The sequence below is a fragment of the Anaerofustis stercorihominis genome (assembly GCF_005844425.1).
GTDB lineage: Bacteria > Bacillota > Clostridia > Eubacteriales > Anaerofustaceae > Anaerofustis > Anaerofustis butyriciformans.
In genome coordinates, this window is record NZ_SPHL01000006.1 from 1 (window position 1) to 21,313 (window position 21,313).

The 21,313-nt window shown below is 29.2% G+C and carries 19 protein-coding genes; 6 read left to right on the top strand and 13 right to left on the bottom strand.

The window, feature by feature from the left end; all coding sequences use genetic code 11:
* Positions 1 to 460: 460 nt before the first annotated feature.
* Together FGQ49_RS02765 and FGQ49_RS02770 are read left to right on the top strand one after the other, a co-directional pair.
* Positions 461 to 1,942 (top strand): replication initiation protein, encoded by a 1,482-nt coding sequence (locus tag FGQ49_RS02765; RefSeq protein WP_138268390.1) that lies wholly within the window; start codon positions 461 to 463, stop codon positions 1,940 to 1,942.
* Between the two features lie 12 nt (positions 1,943 to 1,954).
* Entirely contained in the window at positions 1,955 to 2,437 is a 483-nt protein-coding gene (locus tag FGQ49_RS02770) for an HD domain-containing protein (RefSeq protein ID WP_138268391.1), read from the top strand.
* Between the two features lie 28 nt (positions 2,438 to 2,465).
* Here the strand turns inward: FGQ49_RS02770 and ilvC are convergent, their stop codons facing one another.
* The 6 genes from ilvC to FGQ49_RS02800 all read right to left on the bottom strand — a co-directional run bounded on the left by ilvC (position 2,466) and on the right by FGQ49_RS02800 (position 9,720).
* Positions 2,466 to 3,491, bottom strand: coding sequence for a ketol-acid reductoisomerase (ilvC, locus tag FGQ49_RS02775; RefSeq protein WP_138268392.1), 1,026 nt, complete (start codon positions 3,489 to 3,491; stop codon positions 2,466 to 2,468).
* 190 nt (positions 3,492 to 3,681) lie between these two features.
* Complete coding sequence (locus FGQ49_RS02780) at positions 3,682 to 4,374, bottom strand: FadR/GntR family transcriptional regulator (protein ID WP_138268393.1); 693 nt, start codon at positions 4,372 to 4,374, stop codon at positions 3,682 to 3,684.
* 80 nt (positions 4,375 to 4,454) lie between these two features.
* Positions 4,455 to 5,387 (bottom strand): AEC family transporter, encoded by a 933-nt coding sequence (locus FGQ49_RS02785; protein ID WP_138268394.1) that lies wholly within the window; start codon positions 5,385 to 5,387, stop codon positions 4,455 to 4,457.
* A gap of 101 nt (positions 5,388 to 5,488) precedes the next feature.
* A complete protein-coding gene (gene pcrA / locus FGQ49_RS02790) occupies positions 5,489 to 7,708 on the bottom strand; it encodes a DNA helicase PcrA (RefSeq protein WP_138268395.1) in 2,220 nt (739 codons plus the stop codon).
* On the bottom strand, positions 7,695 to 9,047 hold the full coding sequence (locus FGQ49_RS02795) for a sensor histidine kinase (protein ID WP_138268396.1): 1,353 nt from the start codon (positions 9,045 to 9,047) through the stop codon (positions 7,695 to 7,697). The genes pcrA and FGQ49_RS02795 overlap by 14 nt, the downstream gene beginning before the upstream one ends.
* A complete protein-coding gene (locus FGQ49_RS02800) occupies positions 9,037 to 9,720 on the bottom strand; it encodes a response regulator transcription factor (RefSeq protein ID WP_138268397.1) in 684 nt (227 codons plus the stop codon). The genes FGQ49_RS02795 and FGQ49_RS02800 overlap by 11 nt, the downstream gene beginning before the upstream one ends.
* Positions 9,721 to 9,862: 142 nt before the next feature.
* Here FGQ49_RS02800 and FGQ49_RS10290 point away from each other — a divergent pair, with 142 nt between their 5' ends.
* The gene (locus tag FGQ49_RS10290) at positions 9,863 to 10,033 is read left to right on the top strand and encodes a hypothetical protein (protein ID WP_171020566.1); all 171 of its coding nucleotides are present in this window, start codon (positions 9,863 to 9,865) and stop codon (positions 10,031 to 10,033) included.
* A gap of 103 nt (positions 10,034 to 10,136) precedes the next feature.
* On the opposite strand, the gene metA is transcribed toward FGQ49_RS10290, so the two are convergent.
* Both metA and FGQ49_RS02810 read right to left on the bottom strand, forming a co-directional pair.
* Positions 10,137 to 11,081 carry a homoserine O-acetyltransferase MetA gene (gene metA, locus FGQ49_RS02805; protein ID WP_138268398.1) on the bottom strand — a complete coding sequence of 315 codons (945 nt, stop codon included), beginning with the start codon at positions 11,079 to 11,081 and terminating at the stop codon, positions 10,137 to 10,139.
* A gap of 66 nt (positions 11,082 to 11,147) precedes the next feature.
* Positions 11,148 to 12,434 carry an O-acetylhomoserine aminocarboxypropyltransferase/cysteine synthase family protein gene (locus FGQ49_RS02810; RefSeq protein ID WP_171020567.1) on the bottom strand — a complete coding sequence of 429 codons (1,287 nt, stop codon included), beginning with the start codon at positions 12,432 to 12,434 and terminating at the stop codon, positions 11,148 to 11,150.
* Between the two features lie 213 nt (positions 12,435 to 12,647).
* Between FGQ49_RS02810 and FGQ49_RS02815 the strand changes: the two genes are divergently transcribed.
* Entirely contained in the window at positions 12,648 to 13,259 is a 612-nt protein-coding gene (locus FGQ49_RS02815; RefSeq protein ID WP_138268399.1) for a DUF5105 domain-containing protein, read from the top strand.
* Positions 13,260 to 13,284: 25 nt separating this feature from the next.
* On the opposite strand, the gene FGQ49_RS02820 is transcribed toward FGQ49_RS02815, so the two are convergent.
* The 4 genes from FGQ49_RS02820 to FGQ49_RS02835 form a co-directional block, all read right to left on the bottom strand.
* Positions 13,285 to 13,806: a methylated-DNA--[protein]-cysteine S-methyltransferase gene (locus tag FGQ49_RS02820; protein ID WP_138268400.1), complete on the bottom strand. Its 522-nt coding sequence runs from the start codon at positions 13,804 to 13,806 to the stop codon at positions 13,285 to 13,287.
* Between the two features lie 143 nt (positions 13,807 to 13,949).
* Positions 13,950 to 16,016, bottom strand: coding sequence for an ABC transporter permease (locus FGQ49_RS02825; protein WP_138268401.1), 2,067 nt, complete (start codon positions 16,014 to 16,016; stop codon positions 13,950 to 13,952).
* The gene (locus FGQ49_RS02830; protein WP_138268402.1) at positions 16,006 to 16,773 is read right to left on the bottom strand and encodes an ABC transporter ATP-binding protein; all 768 of its coding nucleotides are present in this window, start codon (positions 16,771 to 16,773) and stop codon (positions 16,006 to 16,008) included. The genes FGQ49_RS02825 and FGQ49_RS02830 overlap by 11 nt, the downstream gene beginning before the upstream one ends.
* Before the next feature lie 10 nt (positions 16,774 to 16,783).
* Positions 16,784 to 17,260, bottom strand: coding sequence for a hypothetical protein (locus FGQ49_RS02835; protein ID WP_138268403.1), 477 nt, complete (start codon positions 17,258 to 17,260; stop codon positions 16,784 to 16,786).
* A 490-nt stretch (positions 17,261 to 17,750) separates the two neighbouring features.
* Between FGQ49_RS02835 and FGQ49_RS02840 the strand changes: the two genes are divergently transcribed.
* Both FGQ49_RS02840 and FGQ49_RS02845 read left to right on the top strand, forming a co-directional pair.
* Positions 17,751 to 19,289: an FGGY-family carbohydrate kinase gene (locus FGQ49_RS02840; RefSeq protein WP_138268404.1), complete on the top strand. Its 1,539-nt coding sequence runs from the start codon at positions 17,751 to 17,753 to the stop codon at positions 19,287 to 19,289.
* A 10-nt stretch (positions 19,290 to 19,299) separates the two neighbouring features.
* Positions 19,300 to 20,262 carry an acetylxylan esterase gene (locus tag FGQ49_RS02845; RefSeq protein ID WP_138268405.1) on the top strand — a complete coding sequence of 321 codons (963 nt, stop codon included), beginning with the start codon at positions 19,300 to 19,302 and terminating at the stop codon, positions 20,260 to 20,262.
* A gap of 278 nt (positions 20,263 to 20,540) precedes the next feature.
* Here the strand turns inward: FGQ49_RS02845 and FGQ49_RS02850 are convergent.
* Positions 20,541 to 21,313: AbiJ-NTD4 domain-containing protein (locus tag FGQ49_RS02850; RefSeq protein ID WP_171020568.1), on the bottom strand; the 773-nt coding region annotated here is incomplete at its 5' end.

The following is a 21,313-nucleotide window of genomic DNA, read 5'->3' on the forward strand; positions in this document are numbered from 1 at the left end:
AAAATGTACAAAAAGTAAGTGTTTTTTATAATAAATTAAAAAAAAGTACAAAAAGTAAGCAAAAAGTATACAAAAAGTAAGTATAATTTATAAAATTTTTGTTAAAGAGTACAAAAAGTAAGTTGTTTTATATAGGAGTATTAAAAAGTATACAAAAAGTAAGTTCTTTTAAAAATAATTTTGATAATAGATACAAAAAGTAAGTTAAAAGTATACAAAAAGTAGGTTATTTTTATAATAAATTTAAAAAGAGTACAAAAAGTAAGTTGTTTTTGATATAAATTTAATAAGTGTATACAAAAAGTAAGTATGGTTTTTTCCTTTTTGAAAAGAGGTACAAAAAGTAAGTTAAAAGTATACAAAAAGTAAGTTGTTTTTGTTGACATTTTTTGACAAGTAATGTAAAGTATTAAAAGTGTATACAAAAAGTAAGTAGTAAAGATATAATCGAGGATTTAGAATGAGCGAAAAAAATGATTTAATCAATTTGGAAAACAGTTTTGTAACGCAGGTTACAATGCTTAACGTTGTTGCCGAGGCAAGATATGATATGCCTTTGGTTTCTCAGAAATTATTTATAGAAGCACTTTCCAGAGTCGATATTGACAGTGATGATTTTTCAGTTATAAGAATAGGGCTTAGTGAATTTGCAAAAAGAAACAACGTAAACAAAGATTATCTTTACAGAGAAAAGGAGAATATTACATCTAAAACCCTTACGGCTCAAATAATGATAAAGGATTTAGATACTGATAGCTACACTCAAAAGAATTTATTCTCTCAGTGCAGTTATAAAGACGGACAGTTTATTTTTGAATTCTCTGAAAAAATGAAACCGTATTTTTTAGATATATATTCTAAGGGCGGTTATTACTTTAAATTTATAAAAGAATATATTTCAAGATTCAAATGTAAATATACAATGAAACTTTATCTTCTTTGTCAGTCAAATTTATATAAATGTCAAAGAAATCAGGAAGTTAGTTTTTCTCTTGATACTCTAAAGAGTTTTTATGATATAAAAGGAGGGAAATATTCTTCTTATAGAAATTTTAATGAAAGAGTATTAAAACCTGCTTTTGAAGAGATAAACGAAAAAACAGATTTGAACGTTGAGTATATACCGGTAAGAACCAGCGGAAGAAATATTGATAAAATCATTTTTAACATAGTAAGTAAAAAACTACTTGAAAATGCAAAATATACTGTTACTGACAGTACATTCAATAATTTCCTTGATTTTATTAATTATGATAAAGATGAAGATAAAAATATAAACAATAAAGTAGAAATGTTTAAAAACTGGCAGGAAAATTATGATATATATTTGATTTTCTATGTTTCCGAAAAAGCAAAGAAACTTGCAAATAAAAATATTTTCAGTTATATAGACGTAAGCCTTAAAAATACATACTTAAAAGGATATAACGTATATGAAAGTTTATTTGGAAAACATGAAGAACAAACTTATATAATGACAAATTCCGAAACAGAATCCTTTGGAGATAATATGTATATAGATTATCTTTCAAAATTCGATAAATATATTGCAGATAATGAAAATACCGCACAAGATATTTATAATAATTGGAGAAAAAACGTACGAAAATCCTTTGATAATGCTCTTAAATTTTGCAATGACATAATGGTAAGCATAGATGAAGAAGACGAAAATGTTATCTTAAACGTAAGAGACAGAATAAAACAAAAGGATATTATGTCAAATGAATTTTTTGAAGTTTATACTGATATAACTTCAAAGGTTAATTATATAAAAGATTATATTAGTAAGAGCGGAATGAACATAAAAGAGGGAATGGAATTTTTAAACGGAATAAGCATGGATATACTTGATCCGACACTTGAAGATGTATATTTCAAAATTGTATCTTTAAATGAAAAAGAAAAGAAGATGAAAAAGAAAAAATTATCTAAAGCTTAGGAGGGAGATAAAATGAAAGAAGAAATTCTTATAAGAGCAATGATTGACTATAATAAACATGATCCAAAGAGAATACAGCATTTAATAAAGGTACACTCTCTTGCAAAAACAATAGGAATTCTTGAAAATATAGATAAAAAAGATTTATTTATTCTTGAAACTGCAGCAATTTTACACGATATAGGAATAAAAGTAAGCGAAGAAAAGTATGGTAAATGCAGCGGAAAGCTGCAGGAAAAAGAAGGTCCAAAAGAAGCAGAAAAAATGCTTGAAAAATTTGGATATGACAGGGAAGTAATAGATAGAGTATATTATTTAATAGGTAATCATCATACTTATGATAATATTGATGGGATTGATTATCAGATTTTGGTAGAAGCAGATTTTTTAGTTAATATATATGAAGATAATTTAAACAAAGAAAGTATAGAAAATATTAAAAATAAAATATTTAAAACAAAAACGGGAATCAATTTTATAGAAAATATGTATTAAAAAAAAAAGCACCGTTAGGTGCTTTTTTTTAGTTATTGATTAATTTATCGCTTTCGTCATTCCAGCTGTATAATTTACGGATTTCTTTACCTACTTCTTCTGATGGATGTTCAGCAGCTAATTTTCTCATAGCCCTGAAGTGAACTTGTCTTCCTGCATCAGACATATCAAGTAAGAATTCTTTAGCAAATGAACCATCTTGGATATCTGAAAGAACTTTTTTCATAGCTTCTCTGCTTTCTTTTGTGATGATTTTCTTTCCTGTTATGTAATCACCATATTCAGCTGTGTTAGAAATAGAATATCTCATTCCTTCAAATCCTGATTGGTAAATTAAGTCAACGATCAATTTCATTTCATGGATACATTCAAAGTAAGCATTTCTTGGGTCATATCCAGCTTCAACTAATGTTTCGAATCCAGCTTGCATTAATTCGCATAAACCACCGCAAAGTACTGCTTGTTCACCGAATAAGTCAGTTTCTGTTTCAATACGGAATGTTGTTTCAAGAACACCTGCTCTTGCTCCACCAATACCTGCTGCATATGCAAGTGCGATATCTTGAGCTTTGCCTGTTGCATCTTGTTCAACAGCGATTAAGCAAGGAGTACCTTTTCCTTCTAGATATTCAGAACGAACTGTATGACCAGGAGCTTTAGGTGCAATCATTGTTACATCGACATTTTTAGGTGGAACGATACATCCAAAGTGGATATTGAAACCATGAGCAAACATTAACATGTTTCCTTCTTCTAAGTTTGGTTCGATATCTTTTTTATACATGTCAGCTTGTTTTTCATCGTTGATTAGAATCATGATGATATCAGCTTTTTTTGCAGCTTCTGCAGCTGTATATACTTTAAGTCCTTGTTGTTCTGCTTTTGCCCAAGATTTTGAGCCTTCATATAGACCAACAATTACGTCACATCCAGATTCTTTAAGGTTTAATGCGTGTGCATGACCTTGGCTACCGTAACCGATAATAGCGATTGTTTTACCATCTAATAATCCTAGATTACAATCTTCTTGATAAAATATTTTAAAATCACTCATTTTAAAAACCTCCGTATTTGTATGACAACTTTATATTACTTGTATGATGTTTATTTTAAATGGTATTCCTAATATTGTCAAGACTTTTCTGAAAATTTTAAAAAATTTTTATTCCAAGCTTTATTACTGTATATTTTATGTTTTATTTTAATTTATTTTAATAAAAAAAGACTTCATATATTTGAAGTCTTTAAAGTTCTTCTGTCCAAAAAGCATGATGCAAATGTATGGTAACCGCACTTTTTAATGCTTCTGAATCTCTTTTTTTTAGGAAATTCATTATCATAGCATGGTCTTTGTATGCATCTTTTGCAATAATGTCAAGATTATAGTTTAGGGCAAATGTTTTTTCTATTGTTTGTGTAAGTACCGGCATAAATGAACTTATAAATTCGTTGTGAGATGCTTTTATTATTGCACAGTGAAAGTCATTTTCCGATTTTATTCTTTCTTTTGCCGTTGGATTTTGCAAAATTAAATTTTGACATTTTTCTCCAAGTTTTAATATTTCTTCTATTTCTTTGTCGCTTGCTCTTTTACATGCAAGGGCAGCTGCACTTGGTTCGAATATCATTCTTGTTTCATATAAGTCTCTAAGGGTAATCTTCATATCAGTAAACGAATTTATCCCCATATCGTTTTTTGCATATCTGTTTAAAGTATCATTTACGAATGTTCCCCTGCCTCTTTGAACATCTAAAATACCTTCTGAAACAAGAGTTTTAACAGCTTCTCGAAGGGTAGAACGGCTAACTCCCAGTTTTTTTGAAAGGGAATTTTCGTTTGGCAGTTTTTCTCCCGTTTTATATATTTTTTCTTTTGTAATTAAATCTCTTAATTTATCAGCAGTTATTTGTGTTAAGTTTTTCTTTTCTTCTTGCATGATATTTCTCCGAAAACATTAAGTGTATATTGATTATAAGTAACTTGTCTGATGTTTGTCAAGAGTTATCATACAAATATTTATATTAACACATTATAAATACCTATCATAATAGGAATTGTAATAATAGATAAAAGTGTCGTTAAAACATAAAGACTGCTTGAATATTTTGCATCTAAGTTGTATAGCTGTATCATTGAAGTAACCGTTGCACAGGAAGGAGTAACACATGCAAGATAAACTATCATTAAGATATTTTTTCCGTCTATAATATAACTCGATGCATTTGTTATATATAATAAAAATAATGTAATTAAAGGATATATTATAAGCCTTAAGAAACATATAAAATAATATCTTGTTTTCTTAAATAGATTTATTATGGAAACTTCCCCCATTACCATTCCGGCTATTAACATTCCAATAGGTCCCATCATAGAACCTAATGTATCTACGGTATCAGTTATAATACTTGGAAGATTTATTCTAAATATAAATATCAACATTCCTATAAATATAGAAATAATATTTACATTTAAAATTATTTTCTTTATTTCAATTTTCTTTATTCCTTTAAGAAGGCTGTTACAATGTGTCCAAAGAAGTATTAGTTGAACAACAATAAAAGCACAAGAATATATTACATATTCTTTTCCTAAAATGGAACTTATAAGAGGAATAACCAATATCCCCGCATTTGTATAAATTATATTTACTTTTTCCGCTACATTAAAATTAAATATTTTATTTAACATTGATGTAAGAATGATAAAAAGAATATGAACCAATATAGAAATTATAAATGCAAATATTAAACCTGTTTTTATTTTTTCATCATATTCAATCATAAATGAGTTTATTATCATACAGGGAGTTAGAAGATACACAAGTATTGCGGATATACTCTTGCTGTCGTCTGATTTTAATACTCCTACTTTTACGATAATATATCCTAAAAACATTATTATAAAAAGTTCTAAAATTTCTTTTGCTAAAATTAAACTAATATCCATGTTCTGTCCTTTTTTAATTAAATATAGTTAAAGTATAGTATAAATAAATAATCTTTAAAAGATAAAAATAAAAAGTCTTTACTTTAAGTAAAGACTTTAATTTATATTTTTTTGAATTTTGCAACTGATGCCATGAATTTTTTTATTCCTGTTCCAGGGAATGCTGCTGTGATTTTCATGTCATCTCCGCTTCCTTCAATGCTTACAACAGTACCTTCTCCCCATGCATTATGGTCTATTTTGTCTCCCGGGCTAAGTTTTTCGTCAAATGTATTGTTTTGTTTAAAAAGATTTTGTGTTTGTCTTATTGTATTTGCATAAGGGTCATACATCTTTTTAACATTGTTATTAATAATTTCTTTTTCCTTATTTGATTCTTTTATTGCACTGATTCCTTCAATAAGTTCATCGGGAACTTCAAGTAAAAATCTTGAAGGATTTCTCATTTCGTTTCTTCCGTAAACTCTTCTTGTTTCGGCTGAAGACATATAAAGTTTTTTTCTTGCTCTTGTTATTCCAACATAGCAAAGTCTTCTTTCTTCTTCCATTTCGCTTTCTTCGTTTACGGCTCTGTATGTAGGGAATAAATTTTCTTCCATTCCCGGCATAAATACAATGTTAAATTCAAGTCCTTTTGCATTATGAAGAGTCATAAGCAGTACCTTAGAGCTGTTTTCATCATAAGAATCAACTCCCGCAACAAGTGCTGCATTTTCAAGGAAAGCTTCAAGAGAACCATCTTCTTCGTTATTTTCAAAATCTCCCGCAGCATTTACAAGTTCGTCTAAGTTTTCAAGTCTGTTTTGTGCGTTTTCAACTTTTCCTTCTTTAAGCATTTGTTCGTATCCGCTTAAGTGAATTGTGTTTATTACAATATCCATTAAAGAGTTTTCTTTTGCTATTCTTTCAAGTTCTTCCATTGTGTCTTTAAATAAAGTAAGTTTTTCTTTTACGCTTCCTTTAAATAAAGGGCAGGTTTCTATATCTTTTATAACTTCATACATGGATATGCCTTTCATGAAAGCATAATCTCTTATTTTTTCTATGCTTGCAGGACCTATTCCTCTTTTTGGGGTATTGATTACTCTAATAAATGCAATATCATCTTTTGGATTTACTAAGAGTTTTAGATATGCAAGAATATCTTTAATTTCCATACGGTCATAGAATTTTGTTCCCGCAACAATTTGATAAGGGATATTTCTTCTCATAAGACCTTCTTCAAGTATACGAGATTGTGCGTTTGTTCTGTATAAAATTGCTATGTCACTATATGGAATGTCGTGATATTCATTTAAGCAGAATATTTCCCTGGCAATAATTGAAGATTCTTCCAAATCCGAATTTGCATGAAGATATTTTATGATTTCTCCTTCTTCATTATCGGTAAACAAAGTTTTACCCATTCTCTTTTTATTATGCTCGATTACACCGTTTGCGGCATTTAAAATATTCTTTGTACATCTGTAATTTTGTTCAAGTCTTATTATTTTGGCATCTTCAAAGTCATCTTCAAATTCTAAGATATTTCTTATTGATGCACCTCTCCAACCGTAAATACTTTGGTCATCATCACCGCATACACATATATTTCTGTGACCTTCAGCCATTTTACTTATTATTGCGTACTGAGAAATATTTGTATCTTGATATTCGTCTACAAGAATATATTTGAATCTATTTCTATATTTATTTAATACTTCAGGACATTTTGCAAAAAGAATATTTGTATTTAAAAGCAAATCATCAAAGTCCATTGCATTTGCACTTAAAAGTCTTTTTTGATATTCACTGTATATTTGTGCAATTCTTGCCTCTGTATATCCTTCGTCAAAATCTCCATGCTCGTCCATGTAGTCGTCGCTTGTTTCAAGATCGTTCTTTAGTAAAGAAATTTGAGCTTTAACGCTTTCTACCGGAAATTCTTTATCTGAAATATCAAGCTCTTTAAGTATTGTTTTTAAAAGTCTTTTTGTATCATCATCGTCATATATTGAAAAATTACTTGTAAACCCTAGATTATCCCCTTCCATTCTTAAAATTCTTGCACAAATTGAGTGGAATGTTCCCATCCATATATCAGAAGTGAAAGGAATACCCATTGAGTCAATTCTTTCCCTCATTTCTCCTGCTGCTTTATTTGTAAATGTAAGAGCAAGAATTTCCCAAGGTTTTGCATATCCATTTTCTATTATATAAGCAATTCTATGAATTATTGTTCTTGTTTTTCCGCTTCCTGCTCCCGCAAGAATAAGAAGAGGTCCGTTAACACAGGTAACGGCTTGTTGTTGTTTATCATTTAACATACTAAGTAAGTCCATTTTCATTCTCCTCGTAAGATATTAAAGGAAGTGTTATTATAACATCAGTTCCTTTATTTTCAATGCTTTCAATGTTTATATTTCCATTTAAGTTTGTAACTATCCATTTAGCTATTGGAAGACCAAGTCCGCTGCCATTTTTTCTTTTGCTTCTGGCTTTGTCTACTCTGTAAAATCTTGTAAAGACTTTTTTGATTTCTTCCTTTTTCATTCCAATTCCTTGGTCTTTAACTTTAATTGTAATATTATTTTTTGCTTTATCTACTTTTAGGGCTGCTATAATATTTGTATTTTCATCTGAATAATTTACCGCATTGTCTAAAAGTATCATCATAAGCTGTGTAAACTTATCTTCATCAACATTTGCGATAACTTTATCATATGAGCAGTACATATAAGCTCTTATTTGTTTTTTTATTGCAATAGGCTCTATTTTTTCTATTGCGTCTTTTACAAGGTGTACTATATCACATTCTTTATTGTTAAATGGGATTTGACCTAAATCTGCTTTTGAAAGAGTAAGCAAATCTCCAACCATTTTATCCATTCTGTTTATTTCACTTTTTGCATATTCAAACCACATTTCCTGTGATTTTACCGTTTCATTTTCGTTTGTTTGTATAAGTTCAAGATTTGTTTTAATTACCGCAATAGGTGTTCTTAACTCATGGGATGCATCAGCGATAAATTGTTTTTGATTGTCTATTGTATCTTTAATTGGAACCAAAGCTCTGTCGGCAGTGTAAAATCCTCCAAGAAGAGATATAATTACTCCCACTATTATTGCAATTACCAAAGCGGAAAGAATTATATTAAGATTTGAATTTTGCTGTGTGCTGTCTTTTGCCATTAAAATAAGCTGCATATTTCCGCTATCGTTAATTACAAGAGTTGTGCAGCTTCTAAATGAGATATTGCCATAAGAATAGTTTGTAAAAACATACTTCCCGTCTTGTTCTTTTATTTCTATGTTTTTATCGTCTGGATCATAGAAATAGCAGTAAGCAATATCCGCAAAAATATTTTCGTCAACGTTCATTTTGCCATAGCTATATGTTTGATTTAAGTTTTCGTCAAAAATAACGATTTTACATTTACCTGCATCAATTTGTTGTTTAAAATATTTTAATTCTTCATTATAAGATAAATCACTTGTGTTTTTAAAATTGCTTTTTGTATATCTTTTTGCTTGATATACCATATTAATAAGTTCATTATCGGAAGACTCAGAAAAGGAATAAGATGAAAGCAAGTAAATAAAAGCAGTCATTGAAAGTAAAATGACCAGTAAAACAAAAGTATTTATTAAAATTAATTTATTTTTTATTTTATTTATCATTGTTTTTTTCCTTTAAGGAATAACCAAGCCCTCTTTTTGTTACTATTTTTACATCTGCGTCGCTTGATAATTTTTTCCTTAAGTAATGTATATATATTTCAACGCTGTTATCTATTGCATAACTGTCAATTCCCCATACTTTATCAAGTATATAATCTTTTGATAAAACATGGTCTTTGTTTCTCATTAGGGTTTCAAGAAGATTTGCTTCTTTTTTGGTTAAGTTTTCCTTTCTTTCTCCTACCGTAAGAGATGCATCGTTTGTGTTTAGGCTTACGTTTCCTATGCTTATTATATCATCAGAGATACTTCCCTTTCCTCTTCTTGACAAAGCTTTAATTCTTGCTATAAGTTCCTTTGTGTCAAAAGGTTTTGTAAGGTAATCATCAGCCCCAAGGTCCAAACCTTTTACTCTGTCGTCTATATTGTCAAGAGCCGTCAAAAGAAGAATCGGAGTATAGTTGTTTTCTTCTCTTAAAGTTTTTAAAACACTAAGTCCATCCATTTGAGGTAGCATTATATCTAAAACTATAACGTCATATATCATTTTTCTTGCAAGCATTAAACCTGATTCGCCGTCTTCAACGGTATCTGCAAGAATTTGGTTTTTCCCTAAAAGAGCAACCAAAGGTTTAGCCAACGTAACTTCGTCTTCTACTATAAGTACTCTCATATTAATCTTTCCTTTCTGCTTTTAATATTATAATTCATAAAATTAAATTTAACAAATTTTTTTACAATTTTTAATTTTTTAAGGTAATTTAAAGGTTTTAATCATATAATAATGACATATAAGGAGAAAAGGGAGTGTTTATATGAAGTGTCCTTATTGTTCTAGTAAAGAAATTGGTAAAATTGGAAGAAAGAAATATTTTTGCAGTAACTGTTTTTCAGAAATAGTAGTTAATTCCGATAAAATGAAAGTAATTTCATTAAATGAAAAAGGTATTGCGAAAGTTATTAAAACTTGTTCAATAGCTGATTAGCATAGATAAATTTAGAAGTACCCCTTAATCCCCTCAATGCTTCTAAAAATCTATTACAGATTATATAGTAAAAAGCAGCTTTTAAAAGCTGCTTTTTATTTTTTTATTCTATAAAACCAAACTCTTTATCTATTTGGTTAAGTTTTTCAAGGTCGAAAGGTGTAGTTTGGTATACATGATAATTTAACCAGTTTGAAAAAAGCATATTTCCGTGTGCTCTCCATCTGACTATTGGTTTTTTAGTATCGTCATCATCTGGGAAATAATGTTTTGGAACTTTAGGATTTAAACCTTTTTTCTTGTCTCTTTCGTATTCTTCTTTTAATGTATTTGGATCATATTCGCTATGTCCAAATACAAATATTTTTCTTTGGTCTTTGCTTACAAGTAGATAAGCACCTGCTTCTTTACTGCTTGCAACAATTTCAAGGTCTTTTTCTTTCTTAATATCCTTAATAAGACACTGGGTATGTCTTGAATGAGGCGCATAGAAAACATCGTCAAATCCTCTTACTATCGGTCTTCTTCTTAAAACTCTATGCTCGAATACTCCAAACATTTTTTCCGGAAGATCTTTTTTGTCTATTCCGTAGTAATGATTTAGGGCTGCCTGTGCTCCCCAGCATATAAACATGGTGGAGAAAACATTTTTATCTGCGAAATCAAAAATTTGTTGAAGTTCTTCCCAGTAGTTTACATCATCAAATTCAAGTTTTTCTACAGGTGCTCCCGTTATAATCATTCCATCGTATTTTTTATGTTTTATATCATCAAAATTTTTATAAAATGTTTTTAAATGCTTGTAAGACGTATTTTTACTTACATGGCTTTTCATATTAATTAAGTCAACTTTTACCTGTATAGGTGTATTACTTATAAGCCTTAGAAGCTGTGTTTCTGTTACTATTTTTGTAGGCATCAAATTTACAATAGCAATTTCAAGTGGTCTAATGTCTTGTGTTTCTGCTCTTTCTTGATGCATGACGAATATATTTTCCCTGTCAAGCTGTTTTGCCGCAGGTAAATCTTTTGGTATTATAACAGCCATATTTAAACCTCTTTTCTATTATAAAAATTACTTTATTATTTTTTGATAGATTGCAATAATAATTTTTTATACTAGTTCAAGAGCTTTATTTAAATCTTCGATAATATCATCAATATCTTCAATACCAACTGATAATCTTATTAAATCTGGTTGAACTCCCGCTTCAATTAATTCTTGATCATTCATTTGACGGTGAGTATGACTTGCAGGGTGAAGTACTGATGTTCTTGCATCTGCAACATGAGTAACAATTGCTGTCATTTCTAAATTATCCATCATTTTTACTGATGCTTCTCTTCCGCCTTTTAATCCAAATGCAATTACACCGCATGTACCGTTTGGCATATATTTTTGTGCAAGGTCATAATATTTATTTCCTTCAAGTCCCGGATAATTAACCCATGCAACTTTTTCGTGGTTATCTAAGAATTTTGCAACTGCCAAAGCATTTTCGCAGTGTCTTTGCATTCTAAGATGAAGTGTTTCAAGTCCCAAATTTAAAAGGAATGCATTTTCAGGGGATTGAATTGAGCCTAAATCACGCATTAATTGAGCTGTTGCTTTTGTTATATAAGCAAGTTTACCAAATCTTTCGGTATAAACAAGACCATGATATGTTACATCCGGAGTTGTAAGACCGGGGAATTTGTCTTTATGTTTATCCCAGTCGAAGTTTCCGCTGTCTACTATTGCTCCTCCTACACATGTTGCGTGTCCGTCCATGTATTTTGTTGTAGAATGAGTAACAATATCTGCACCCCATTCAAAAGGACGGCAGTTGATAGGTGTTGCGAAAGTATTATCAATAATTAAAGGTACTCCATGTTCATGTGCAGCATTGGCAAATTTTTCAATGTCTAATACTACAAGAGCTGGGTTTGCGATTGTTTCTCCTACAACAGCTTTTGTGTTTTCTTTGAATGCTTTATCAAGTTCTTCTTTTGATATGTCTGGATCTACAAAAGTACATTCAACTCCCATTTTCTTTATTGTATGGGCGTAAAGGTTATATGTACCTCCGTATACTGCAGTTGAGCAAATAATATGATCTCCTGCCTGAGCAATATTCATTATTGCATAAAAGTTAGCAGCTTGTCCTGAAGATGTAAGCATTGCTGCAACCCCTCCTTCAAGTTCGCATATTTTCTTTGCAACCATATCGTTTGTAGGGTTTTGAAGTCTTGTATAGAAATATCCTTCTGCTTCAAGATCGAAAAGTTTTCCCATTTCTTCACTTGTTGAATACTTAAATGTTGTTGATTGTATTATAGGAAGAATTCTTGGTTCTCCTGTTTTAGGCTGATATCCGCCTTGAACGCACTTTGTGCCTTGTTTTTTATTTGTAATATCCATATTTAGTCATCTCCTGTATAAAAGTTAATGTAAAAATAATCTTATCAAATATTTTGTTATAAGTAAATATATAAATTATTATTTAGAAATAGATTTTATCTATAACCAGTTATAAGATTAACAGGTCATAAAATATATTTGTACACTTAAGATACTATATAATTTATATATAATGATAAAATGAAAAATTAAAATGAAAAAGAAAATTTTAAAATGTTTATGTGCTTTTTTAGTTTGTTAATGCTTGTTTCTTTATCCGCATGTTCTAATACGGGACCTGAAGAGACTTTTAATGAGTATATACATATTATTACAACAGGAGAGGACTTTGAGAAGCTTTTTGAAATAGGAACTATGGAGAGAAATTCTAAGGAATTATTTGAGCAATCAGGGCTTTCTGTAGATGAATATATGAATGATATTACTAATACTAATTTAGATGAAGATACACAAAATAAATTAACATCAAAGTTATCATATAAAATTGTTTCTGTAAAACAAAATGAGAGCACTGCAACGTTAACTGTAGAGTTTACCAATATCGATTATTCTACTTTAATGGACAATATAATGGATAGACTTTTTGATTATTCATCAGAAGATATGGCTAATTTTAGTGAGGAAAAAATAAACGAGCATATAGAAAAGTTATACGAGGAAGAGATAAATAAAATTTATGAAAAAGGTAAAATGGCGACAGTTACCTATGATGTTAATATGATAAAGGAAAACGGAATATGGATGGTTGAAAGCAGCCCTGAATTATATAGTATGATTTATGGTCAAATGCTTAATTATAAAAATATGGATAGTTTTAATTACTAATAAAAAAAGAGGGGTAACCTCTTTTTTATTTTATATAAAATTTACTTGTATCCACACCTTCCAATTCCAAAAGCTTTATTTTTTTTTCTATTCCTCCTGCATATCCCGTTAAGTTGCCGTCTGATCCAACTACCCTATGACAAGGAATTATTATGCTAATGGGGTTATGAGAAACCGCTCCTCCGACAGCTTGAGGCGACATGTTTTTTTTGTTCATTTTTATTTTTACCTTTTCAGATATTTCTTTATATGTAATAGTTTCTCCGTAAGGTATTTCACATAGTATACTTAGTACTTCCATTTGAAAATTGCTTGCATTTGGTTTTATTTTTAAATCTACAATACTTGGTTTTCTTCCACTGAAATAATCATCAAGCCACAATTTTGTTTTATTTAGAATTTCTATATCTTCATTTTTTAAAGGGGTTTCTTTTATTTTATTCATGAAATATTTTTGACCTTCTATATATAGACCTATTAAATATTTATTATCGCTTATAAGGGTAATTTTTCCCACAGGTGAATAATATGTATCATAGTAAAGCATTGATTTTCTCCTTGTATATTTTGTTTTAAGTTTTATTTTAAATGTAAGTACAATATATTATTTAATTATACTATATAATTTGATTTGAATTATATACGATGATTATTTAATATTACTTAAAAAAAAGAGGCTTAAGCCTCTTTTTATTTTTCTTTTATTATTTTTTTACTTGAAAAATATGTAATAAGAAAATATCCTCCGTATATTAAAATTATTGCTATTGCCGTTACGATTATTGAAGGAAGAATATTCATATGCCCTATTGTTGAAAGAATATAATCGGAAAATTTTAGTCCGAATATGGAGTGTACAATCGCAAGCATCAAAGGAAGTATAAAGAATATTCCTATTTGCATAAATAAAGCTTTGTTTATCATTTTTTCGCTGGTTCCGATTTTTCTTAAAATCTTATATCTTTCAATATTGTCAGCACTTTCCGAAAGTTCTTTTAATGCAAGTATAGCCGCAGATGTAATAAGGAATATTATTCCAAGATATATACCGATAAAAGTAACCGTGGCTCCAAGTCCTTTTGAAGATTCATAATTATACATTCTAGTTGAAGTTGATATGTTGATTCCATAATCTTCAACATCTTTAAACCCACTGTTTTCATCTATTTCTTTTGTAAGTTTATTTTCAAAATCAGCTTTTTGTTCTTCATTTCCTAAATTATAATTTGCATTAAAGTAGTTTATTTCCTTTTGTTCATTTGTAAATTTAGTACTGTCGGGAACAATTATTATACCTAAATTTATTGCTTGAATTGAATCTTCGATAAATCCATCGTAACATTCACTTACAGAAGGTTTATAAGTTTTGCCGTTTATTGTAATTTCTGTTCCCATCTTTAATGCTTTGTTTCTGTAACCTGTCATCATGTCATAGTTACAAACTACTGCATATTCTCCTTCTTTAAGACTTATTTCTTCATTCCCAAAAACTCTTGCGATTTTATTATAATCGGAAACTTTCATTATGCTTTCTGCTGCATCAAATTGTGCCGTAGGGGTTTCTTTTTTTATTTCATCTATAATACTTTTTAAAGTATCTTTTAATGTAACTGTGTCTGCGGTATAAGTGCTTACTTCATTGAAGTCTTTAAAATCATTTTCCACATCGTATCCCATATCTTCAAGTACTTCATTTATGCTTTTTTCTGAAAAGTCAACGGCAGAAGGGGAGTACTCTCCGTTATTTGGTAACATCATTGTTTTTGATATGGTTATGTCAACGGGATTATATTTTGTAAGTTCACTTGTAAGAGACTTATTCATAGCAAGCCCTGCTGAGAGCATACATATTGTTGTAAAAAGCATTAAACATATTATGCTCATTGAAACAACCGTAGTGTTTATTTTTGAGTTAATCTGTTTTAGTACAAACATATTAAGGTTTTTGTAGTAAAGTCTTTTACATGATTTTACAAGTTTTAAAACAAATCCAGAAAGAGAGAAGAAAAATAAAAATGTTGAGGCTGCTCCTATTATTATATATTTTACTATATCTCCCTGAGATAAATCTAAAGTGTCAATTGTTACTTTATAATATGCAAATCCAAGCATAATGATTGAAATGATAAATAGTAATACAGAAAGAAAAGGACTTCTCATTTTTATTTTTTCGATTCTCTTACTGCCCGTTATTAAGTCTATTAATTTATATTTGTTTATTACAAAAGTATTGAATATCATTACAAATATATACATTAAAGAAAAGTATAATATTGTTTTAAAAAGTGCCCCAGAGGAAAAAACAAATTTGAATTCGTTCATATCCGCTTCAAACATACTGGCAACTATTATAGACATAAACTGGGAAGCAAAAATGCCGAGTATTAACCCCACAAAAAGAGATATTATACCTATAAAAAGAGTTTCCAAAAATAATATTTTTGAAAGTTGCCCCTTACCCATTCCAAGAATAAGATATATTCCAAATTCTTTTTTTCTTCTTTTTATTAAAAAATTATTTGCGTATATTATCAAAAATCCGAGTACGATTGAAATAAAAACAGATAATCCGGAAAGCATTTTTACCATTAAGCCAACAACGTCATAGGATGATTTTGCAAAATTTTGTATTGGTTCTTGTGCATCCATGGAATTGAATACATAAAATACTGCAATACCTAAAATAAGTGTCATGAAATAAATGGCATAATCCTTTATGCTTTTTTTAATGTTTTTCATGGATAACTTAAATAACATCGTTAAGCTCACCTCCAAGAAGTGTCACAACTTCAATTATTCTGTTAAAAAATTCTTTTCTGCTGCTGTCTCCTTTTAGAATTTCATTAAATATTTTTCCGTCTTTTATAAATAAAACTCTCTGTGCTTTTGATGCGGTAAAAGCATCATGTGTAACCATTAAAATCGTGGCTTTAAGTTTTTTGTTTAGAAGTTCGAGACTTTGGAGAAGCATTTTCGCGCTTTTTGAATCTAATGCTCCCGTTGGTTCATCGGCAAGAATAAGTTTAGGATTTGTTATTATTGCTCTTGCGCAGGCTACTCTTTGTTTTTGTCCTCCCGACATTTCATAAGGATATTTATCAAGCACATCTTCTATTCCAAGGGCTCTCGATATGTTTTTAACTCTTTTTTCTATTTCATTTACTCTCATTTTTTGAATGGTCAGTGCAAGAGCAATGTTTTCATATGCCGTAAGAGTATCCAGTAAATTAAAATCCTGAAATATAAAACCGAGTCTGTTTCTTCTAAATTCGTTTAGGTGTTTGCCTTTTAGGTTGGTTATATTTATATCTCCAACAAAAATATCGCCGCTTGTTACTTTGTCTATTGTTGATATTACGTTTAAAAGTGTCGTTTTCCCGCTTCCGCTGGAGCCCATTATTGCAACGAATTCTCCGTTATTTACATCAAAACTTATATCTTTTATGGCTTTTGTAAGATTTGATTTATTGCCATAATATTTTTCTATATTTTCAACTCTTAATACTTTTTCCATTTTTTTCTCCTTAAATGTATTTTGCGGTGATTTCGATTTCTCCGCTGAAATCTTCTCCTATAATGCTTAAATAATATTCACCATCCGTTAGGGTTAAATCTCTTCCCCCGCTTTCCGGTCCTTCTATATCAAAACTTGCGATAATTTTTGTTTTTGAATCGTTTTTTACCATTAACTTTGATTTCCCTTTTTTTATGTCCGCTTTATATTCGATGTTTATATTTTTTGTTTTTCTGTTTACTTCCACGGAACCGAATATTACTTCTTTTATATTTTCATCTTTATATAAAGAGGTATACTTGCCGGTGTTTGTGTCTACATAAAAAATTCTTTCTCCCATTAAGTCTTCATCGGAAGTTAAAAATTTTTTTCCTATAAGATTTAGTATATCATTATATTTTGTTATTAATTGATTTTTGTTTATGCTACATCCTGCAAATATAACAGACAGCGAGCATAAAATTATTATTGCCGTTTTCTTTTTCATGTCTTTCCTCCTTTCTTTAATTTGATTATAGAAATGCGGGGAAGTTTTATCCATCGATTAAAATTACATAACCTTACAATTTTGTAAGGTTATGTAATTAAGTTTATTTTAATTATTAACATTCCTCATTTTGATTGATTTTTTATAGTATTTATAATATAATTAAATTGCTTACTTTTCATGGTGTGTACCATTACATATATGGCGCTCCTTGAACCCTTTGTCTCAATCGGGGCAAAGGGATTTTTTATTTGAATTTTTATAATATTTAATCCGAAACCCGTGTAATATAATGTAAATTATTTTGCTGTAAACACGTTTTTTTATTAACATTCTTTCTTTGTCGGTTTCCATAACGTTTGTTGCAATATTTTGTAATTAAAAAGTTTAACATTTAAAATTTCATATAGTTCTTAAATATATTTTATTATTACTAAATATGATATAATATTTATAAATTTTACATTAATAATGCAAAACAGGTGAAATAATGGAGAATATCGTTTTAATAATAGACTGCGGAACTCAAAGCATAAGAGCGATGCTTATAAATGATAAAGGCGAAATTTTAATAAAAGAAAAAGAAAAATATGAATACATAACAAAAGAAAAAGGAAGTATTATTGAGTTTGACGCAAATAACTTTTTTGAGGAAATAATTTCTCTTTTACTTAAGTTAAAAAGTAAAAACGAAAAACTATATTCTAAGATAAAAGGGGTAAGCATAACTACTCAAAGAGATACTTTTGTTTTGGTAGATAGAAACGGAGCTCCTTTAAGAAATGCTATTTCATGGCTTGACAGAAGAAAAGCAGAAAATTATAAAAAACCTAATATATTATATAGAATGCTTTTTTCTTTAGTTGGTATGGGAGCCATGACTAAAAATTTAATGAGTGAAGCAAGGTTTAATTGGATTATAGAAAATGAACCCGAAATATGGGATAAGACATATAAATATTTGCTTTTACCTCAATTCCTAAATTATAAATTTACAGGCAAATATATTGAAAGCGATGCGGGAACTGTTGGGCATATTCCTTTTGATTATAAAAAAAGGGAGTATGATAAATCTTACGGAATTAAAAGGCAGCTTTTTGACATAGACCAAAGGAAGCTCGCAAACGTGATTCCTTCGACAAAAATAATAGGAAGTATATTGGATGAAGTTTGTGAAAGAGCGGGAATAAAAAGAGGAACTCCTCTTGTTGCAAGCGGAAGCGACAAAGCTTGCGAAACAATCGGAGTAGGTTGTATAAAAGAAGGAATAGGCAGTATATCTTTGGGAAGTCAGGTTACGATACAGGTAACCACAGGCAGATATTATGAACTTACAAGGTTTGTTCCTCCTTTTTGCAGTGTGATTCCAAATACATATAACCCTGAAATTATTTTATATAGAGGTTTTTGGCTTGTTACATGGTTTATAAAAGAATTTGCTTATAAGGAAGAACAAATATGTAAAGAAACCGGTAAAGATATATATGATGTAATGGATGAGAAGTTAAAAGAAATACCCGTAGGTTGTGATGGTCTTATTCTTCAGCCTTATTGGGGACAGGATATTCTTCGTCCCGAAGCAAAAGGAAGTATACTTGGATTTAATGATAAACATACTAGAATGCATATTTACAGGGCAATAATTGAGGGAATAGGATATTCCTTAAAAGAAGGAATAGAGAGAATTGAAAAAGTATCTAAAGTTAACATAGATAAAATAGCATTATCAGGCGGAGGGTCAAGAAGCGACATAATATGCCAGATAATAAGTGATATTTTAAATAAAGAAGTTTATAAAATTCAAACCTATGAGGCAAGCGGTATAGGAGCTGCTATGGCAGGTTTTATAGGACTTAATGTTTTTAAAGATTTTGATGAAGCAAAAGAAAATATGGTAAGACAGACAAAAACATTTTCTCCAAATGAAGAAAATGCAAAAAAATATAATGATATTTATAATAATGTATATTTAAAAATATATAAAAATGTAAAAAAAATATATACAAAAATGAATAATATTAATTTATAGGGGGAAAATTATGCCACTTAAAAGTACAGTTGAAAACTACAAAGATTATATGGGGATATCTCCAAAAGCAGAGGATTTTGATAAATACTGGGCAGAAGGAGTAAAAGATTTGAAGGAAACTGATTTTTCTTATACTCTTGAGAAGAGGGATTTCCCAATGAAAGATATCGAAATATACGATATGTATTTTAAAGGAATGAATGGGGAAAGAGTTCACTGTGAACTTGTTAAACCTAAACATATTGAAGGAAAAATTCCGGGAGTAATGTCATTCCATGGTTACACATCAAATGCAGACAGTATTTATTCAAAAGTTCCATATGCATATAACGATATGGCATTCTTGGCTTTTGAAGTTCCTGGACAAGGTGGAAAAAGCGAAGATAACTACACTGCTGATGGACCTACTCTTTATGGTCAAATAATAAGAGGCGTAATGGATGAAGACAAGAAAAAATTATTTTTCAGAAATATTTATCTTGACGCCGTAAAAGCTTTTGTTCTATTTGAAAATATGGATTTCATAGACGAAAACAGAATTGGCACAACAGGAAAAAGCCAAGGGGGAGCACTAAGTCTTGTTGTTGCGGCATTTAATAAAAATGTTAAGGCTAGTGCTGTTATTTATCCTTTCCTTGCAGACTTTAAAAAGGTTTTTGAAATGAATATGTGTGAAGATGTGTATGTTGAATTTAAAAATTGGTTTAGAAAATACGATACATTACACGAAAAAGAAGATGAATTTTTTGAAAGACTTTCTTACATAGACGTTCAAAATTTTGCGGATAAAGTAAAATGTGATGTATTATTCTTTACGGCGCTTCTTGATACAACTTGTCCGCCTATAACACAATTTTCAATATACAATAAATTAAAATGTAATAAGGAATTAAAAGTATACTGCGAATATACTCATGAAAGACTTCCTTATTCAGACGATATAATATATGAATTCTTTAAAGAAAAACTTTAATTAATAAGCACCCTGAAGTTAATATTCAGGGTGTTTTATTTTTGTTAAAATTTAAAAAATTATTAAATTTGCTCTTGTATGTCTAAATATTTTATAAAATTAATATGTCTATAATTATTAATTTTAATTTTATTATTTTTATCATATGCAGGGATAAGTTGGGAATATATTTAATATATAAATATAAAACGTTTCGATGTTATAGTATTATTTTATATTAATTATTTTTCTCTTTTTAATGGAAAGTTAGTGTATATATTTATTAATAAAAAAATTTTTTAATTAATAGAACTTGTAATACCTTTTAAGTAATTTATAAAAGCTGAACATGATATAAGCATAAATTTTGCTTCTTCAAATGTTGCGTCTTTGCCGTCTAATTGTCCTGTATGGCGTATTCCAGAAGCATCACTAGTATATCCATATAACTTTTCAAAGGCTGTTTTAAGTGAAGGATGAATTGTAATATTTTTCTGTTCCATTTTTTTTAAAGCAGCTCCTAAAGTATCGCTTTTACCCAGTATTTCAGAGCATATAGCTTCAACAGAAGAAATACTTTCTTTTATTGAATTTGCATAATCTGGATGATTTCTATCTGAGATTAAAGTCAATGCTTTGTTTAAATGTTTAGTTGTTTTTTGAAATGGTACGGTTAATGCTTCTTCTATAGAATTTATCTCATTATTATCAGTAATTGAAATAATTATTCCGTTAATATATCTATATCCAACATATTCTTTTTCTAAAATATCATTAATATATTCTTTAACTGAACAACCTGAATATCTATTATATATATTTTCTTTTTCAAATTTGTTTGCCATAAATTCTAAAATAGTTAAAACAATATCATAATCATAATTAGCTATAGTGTTATTTATTATTTCAAACATTTTTTTTTCTATATAATAAGAGTTGCCTGAATAATCTACTGGTTGTTGGTATACTTGACTTAATACATCTATCCATAAAGCATTTTTCCCATCATTATCATATTTATATACATTATGATATAATGCATTAATCCCATTCATAATGGCTGTACGTGTAC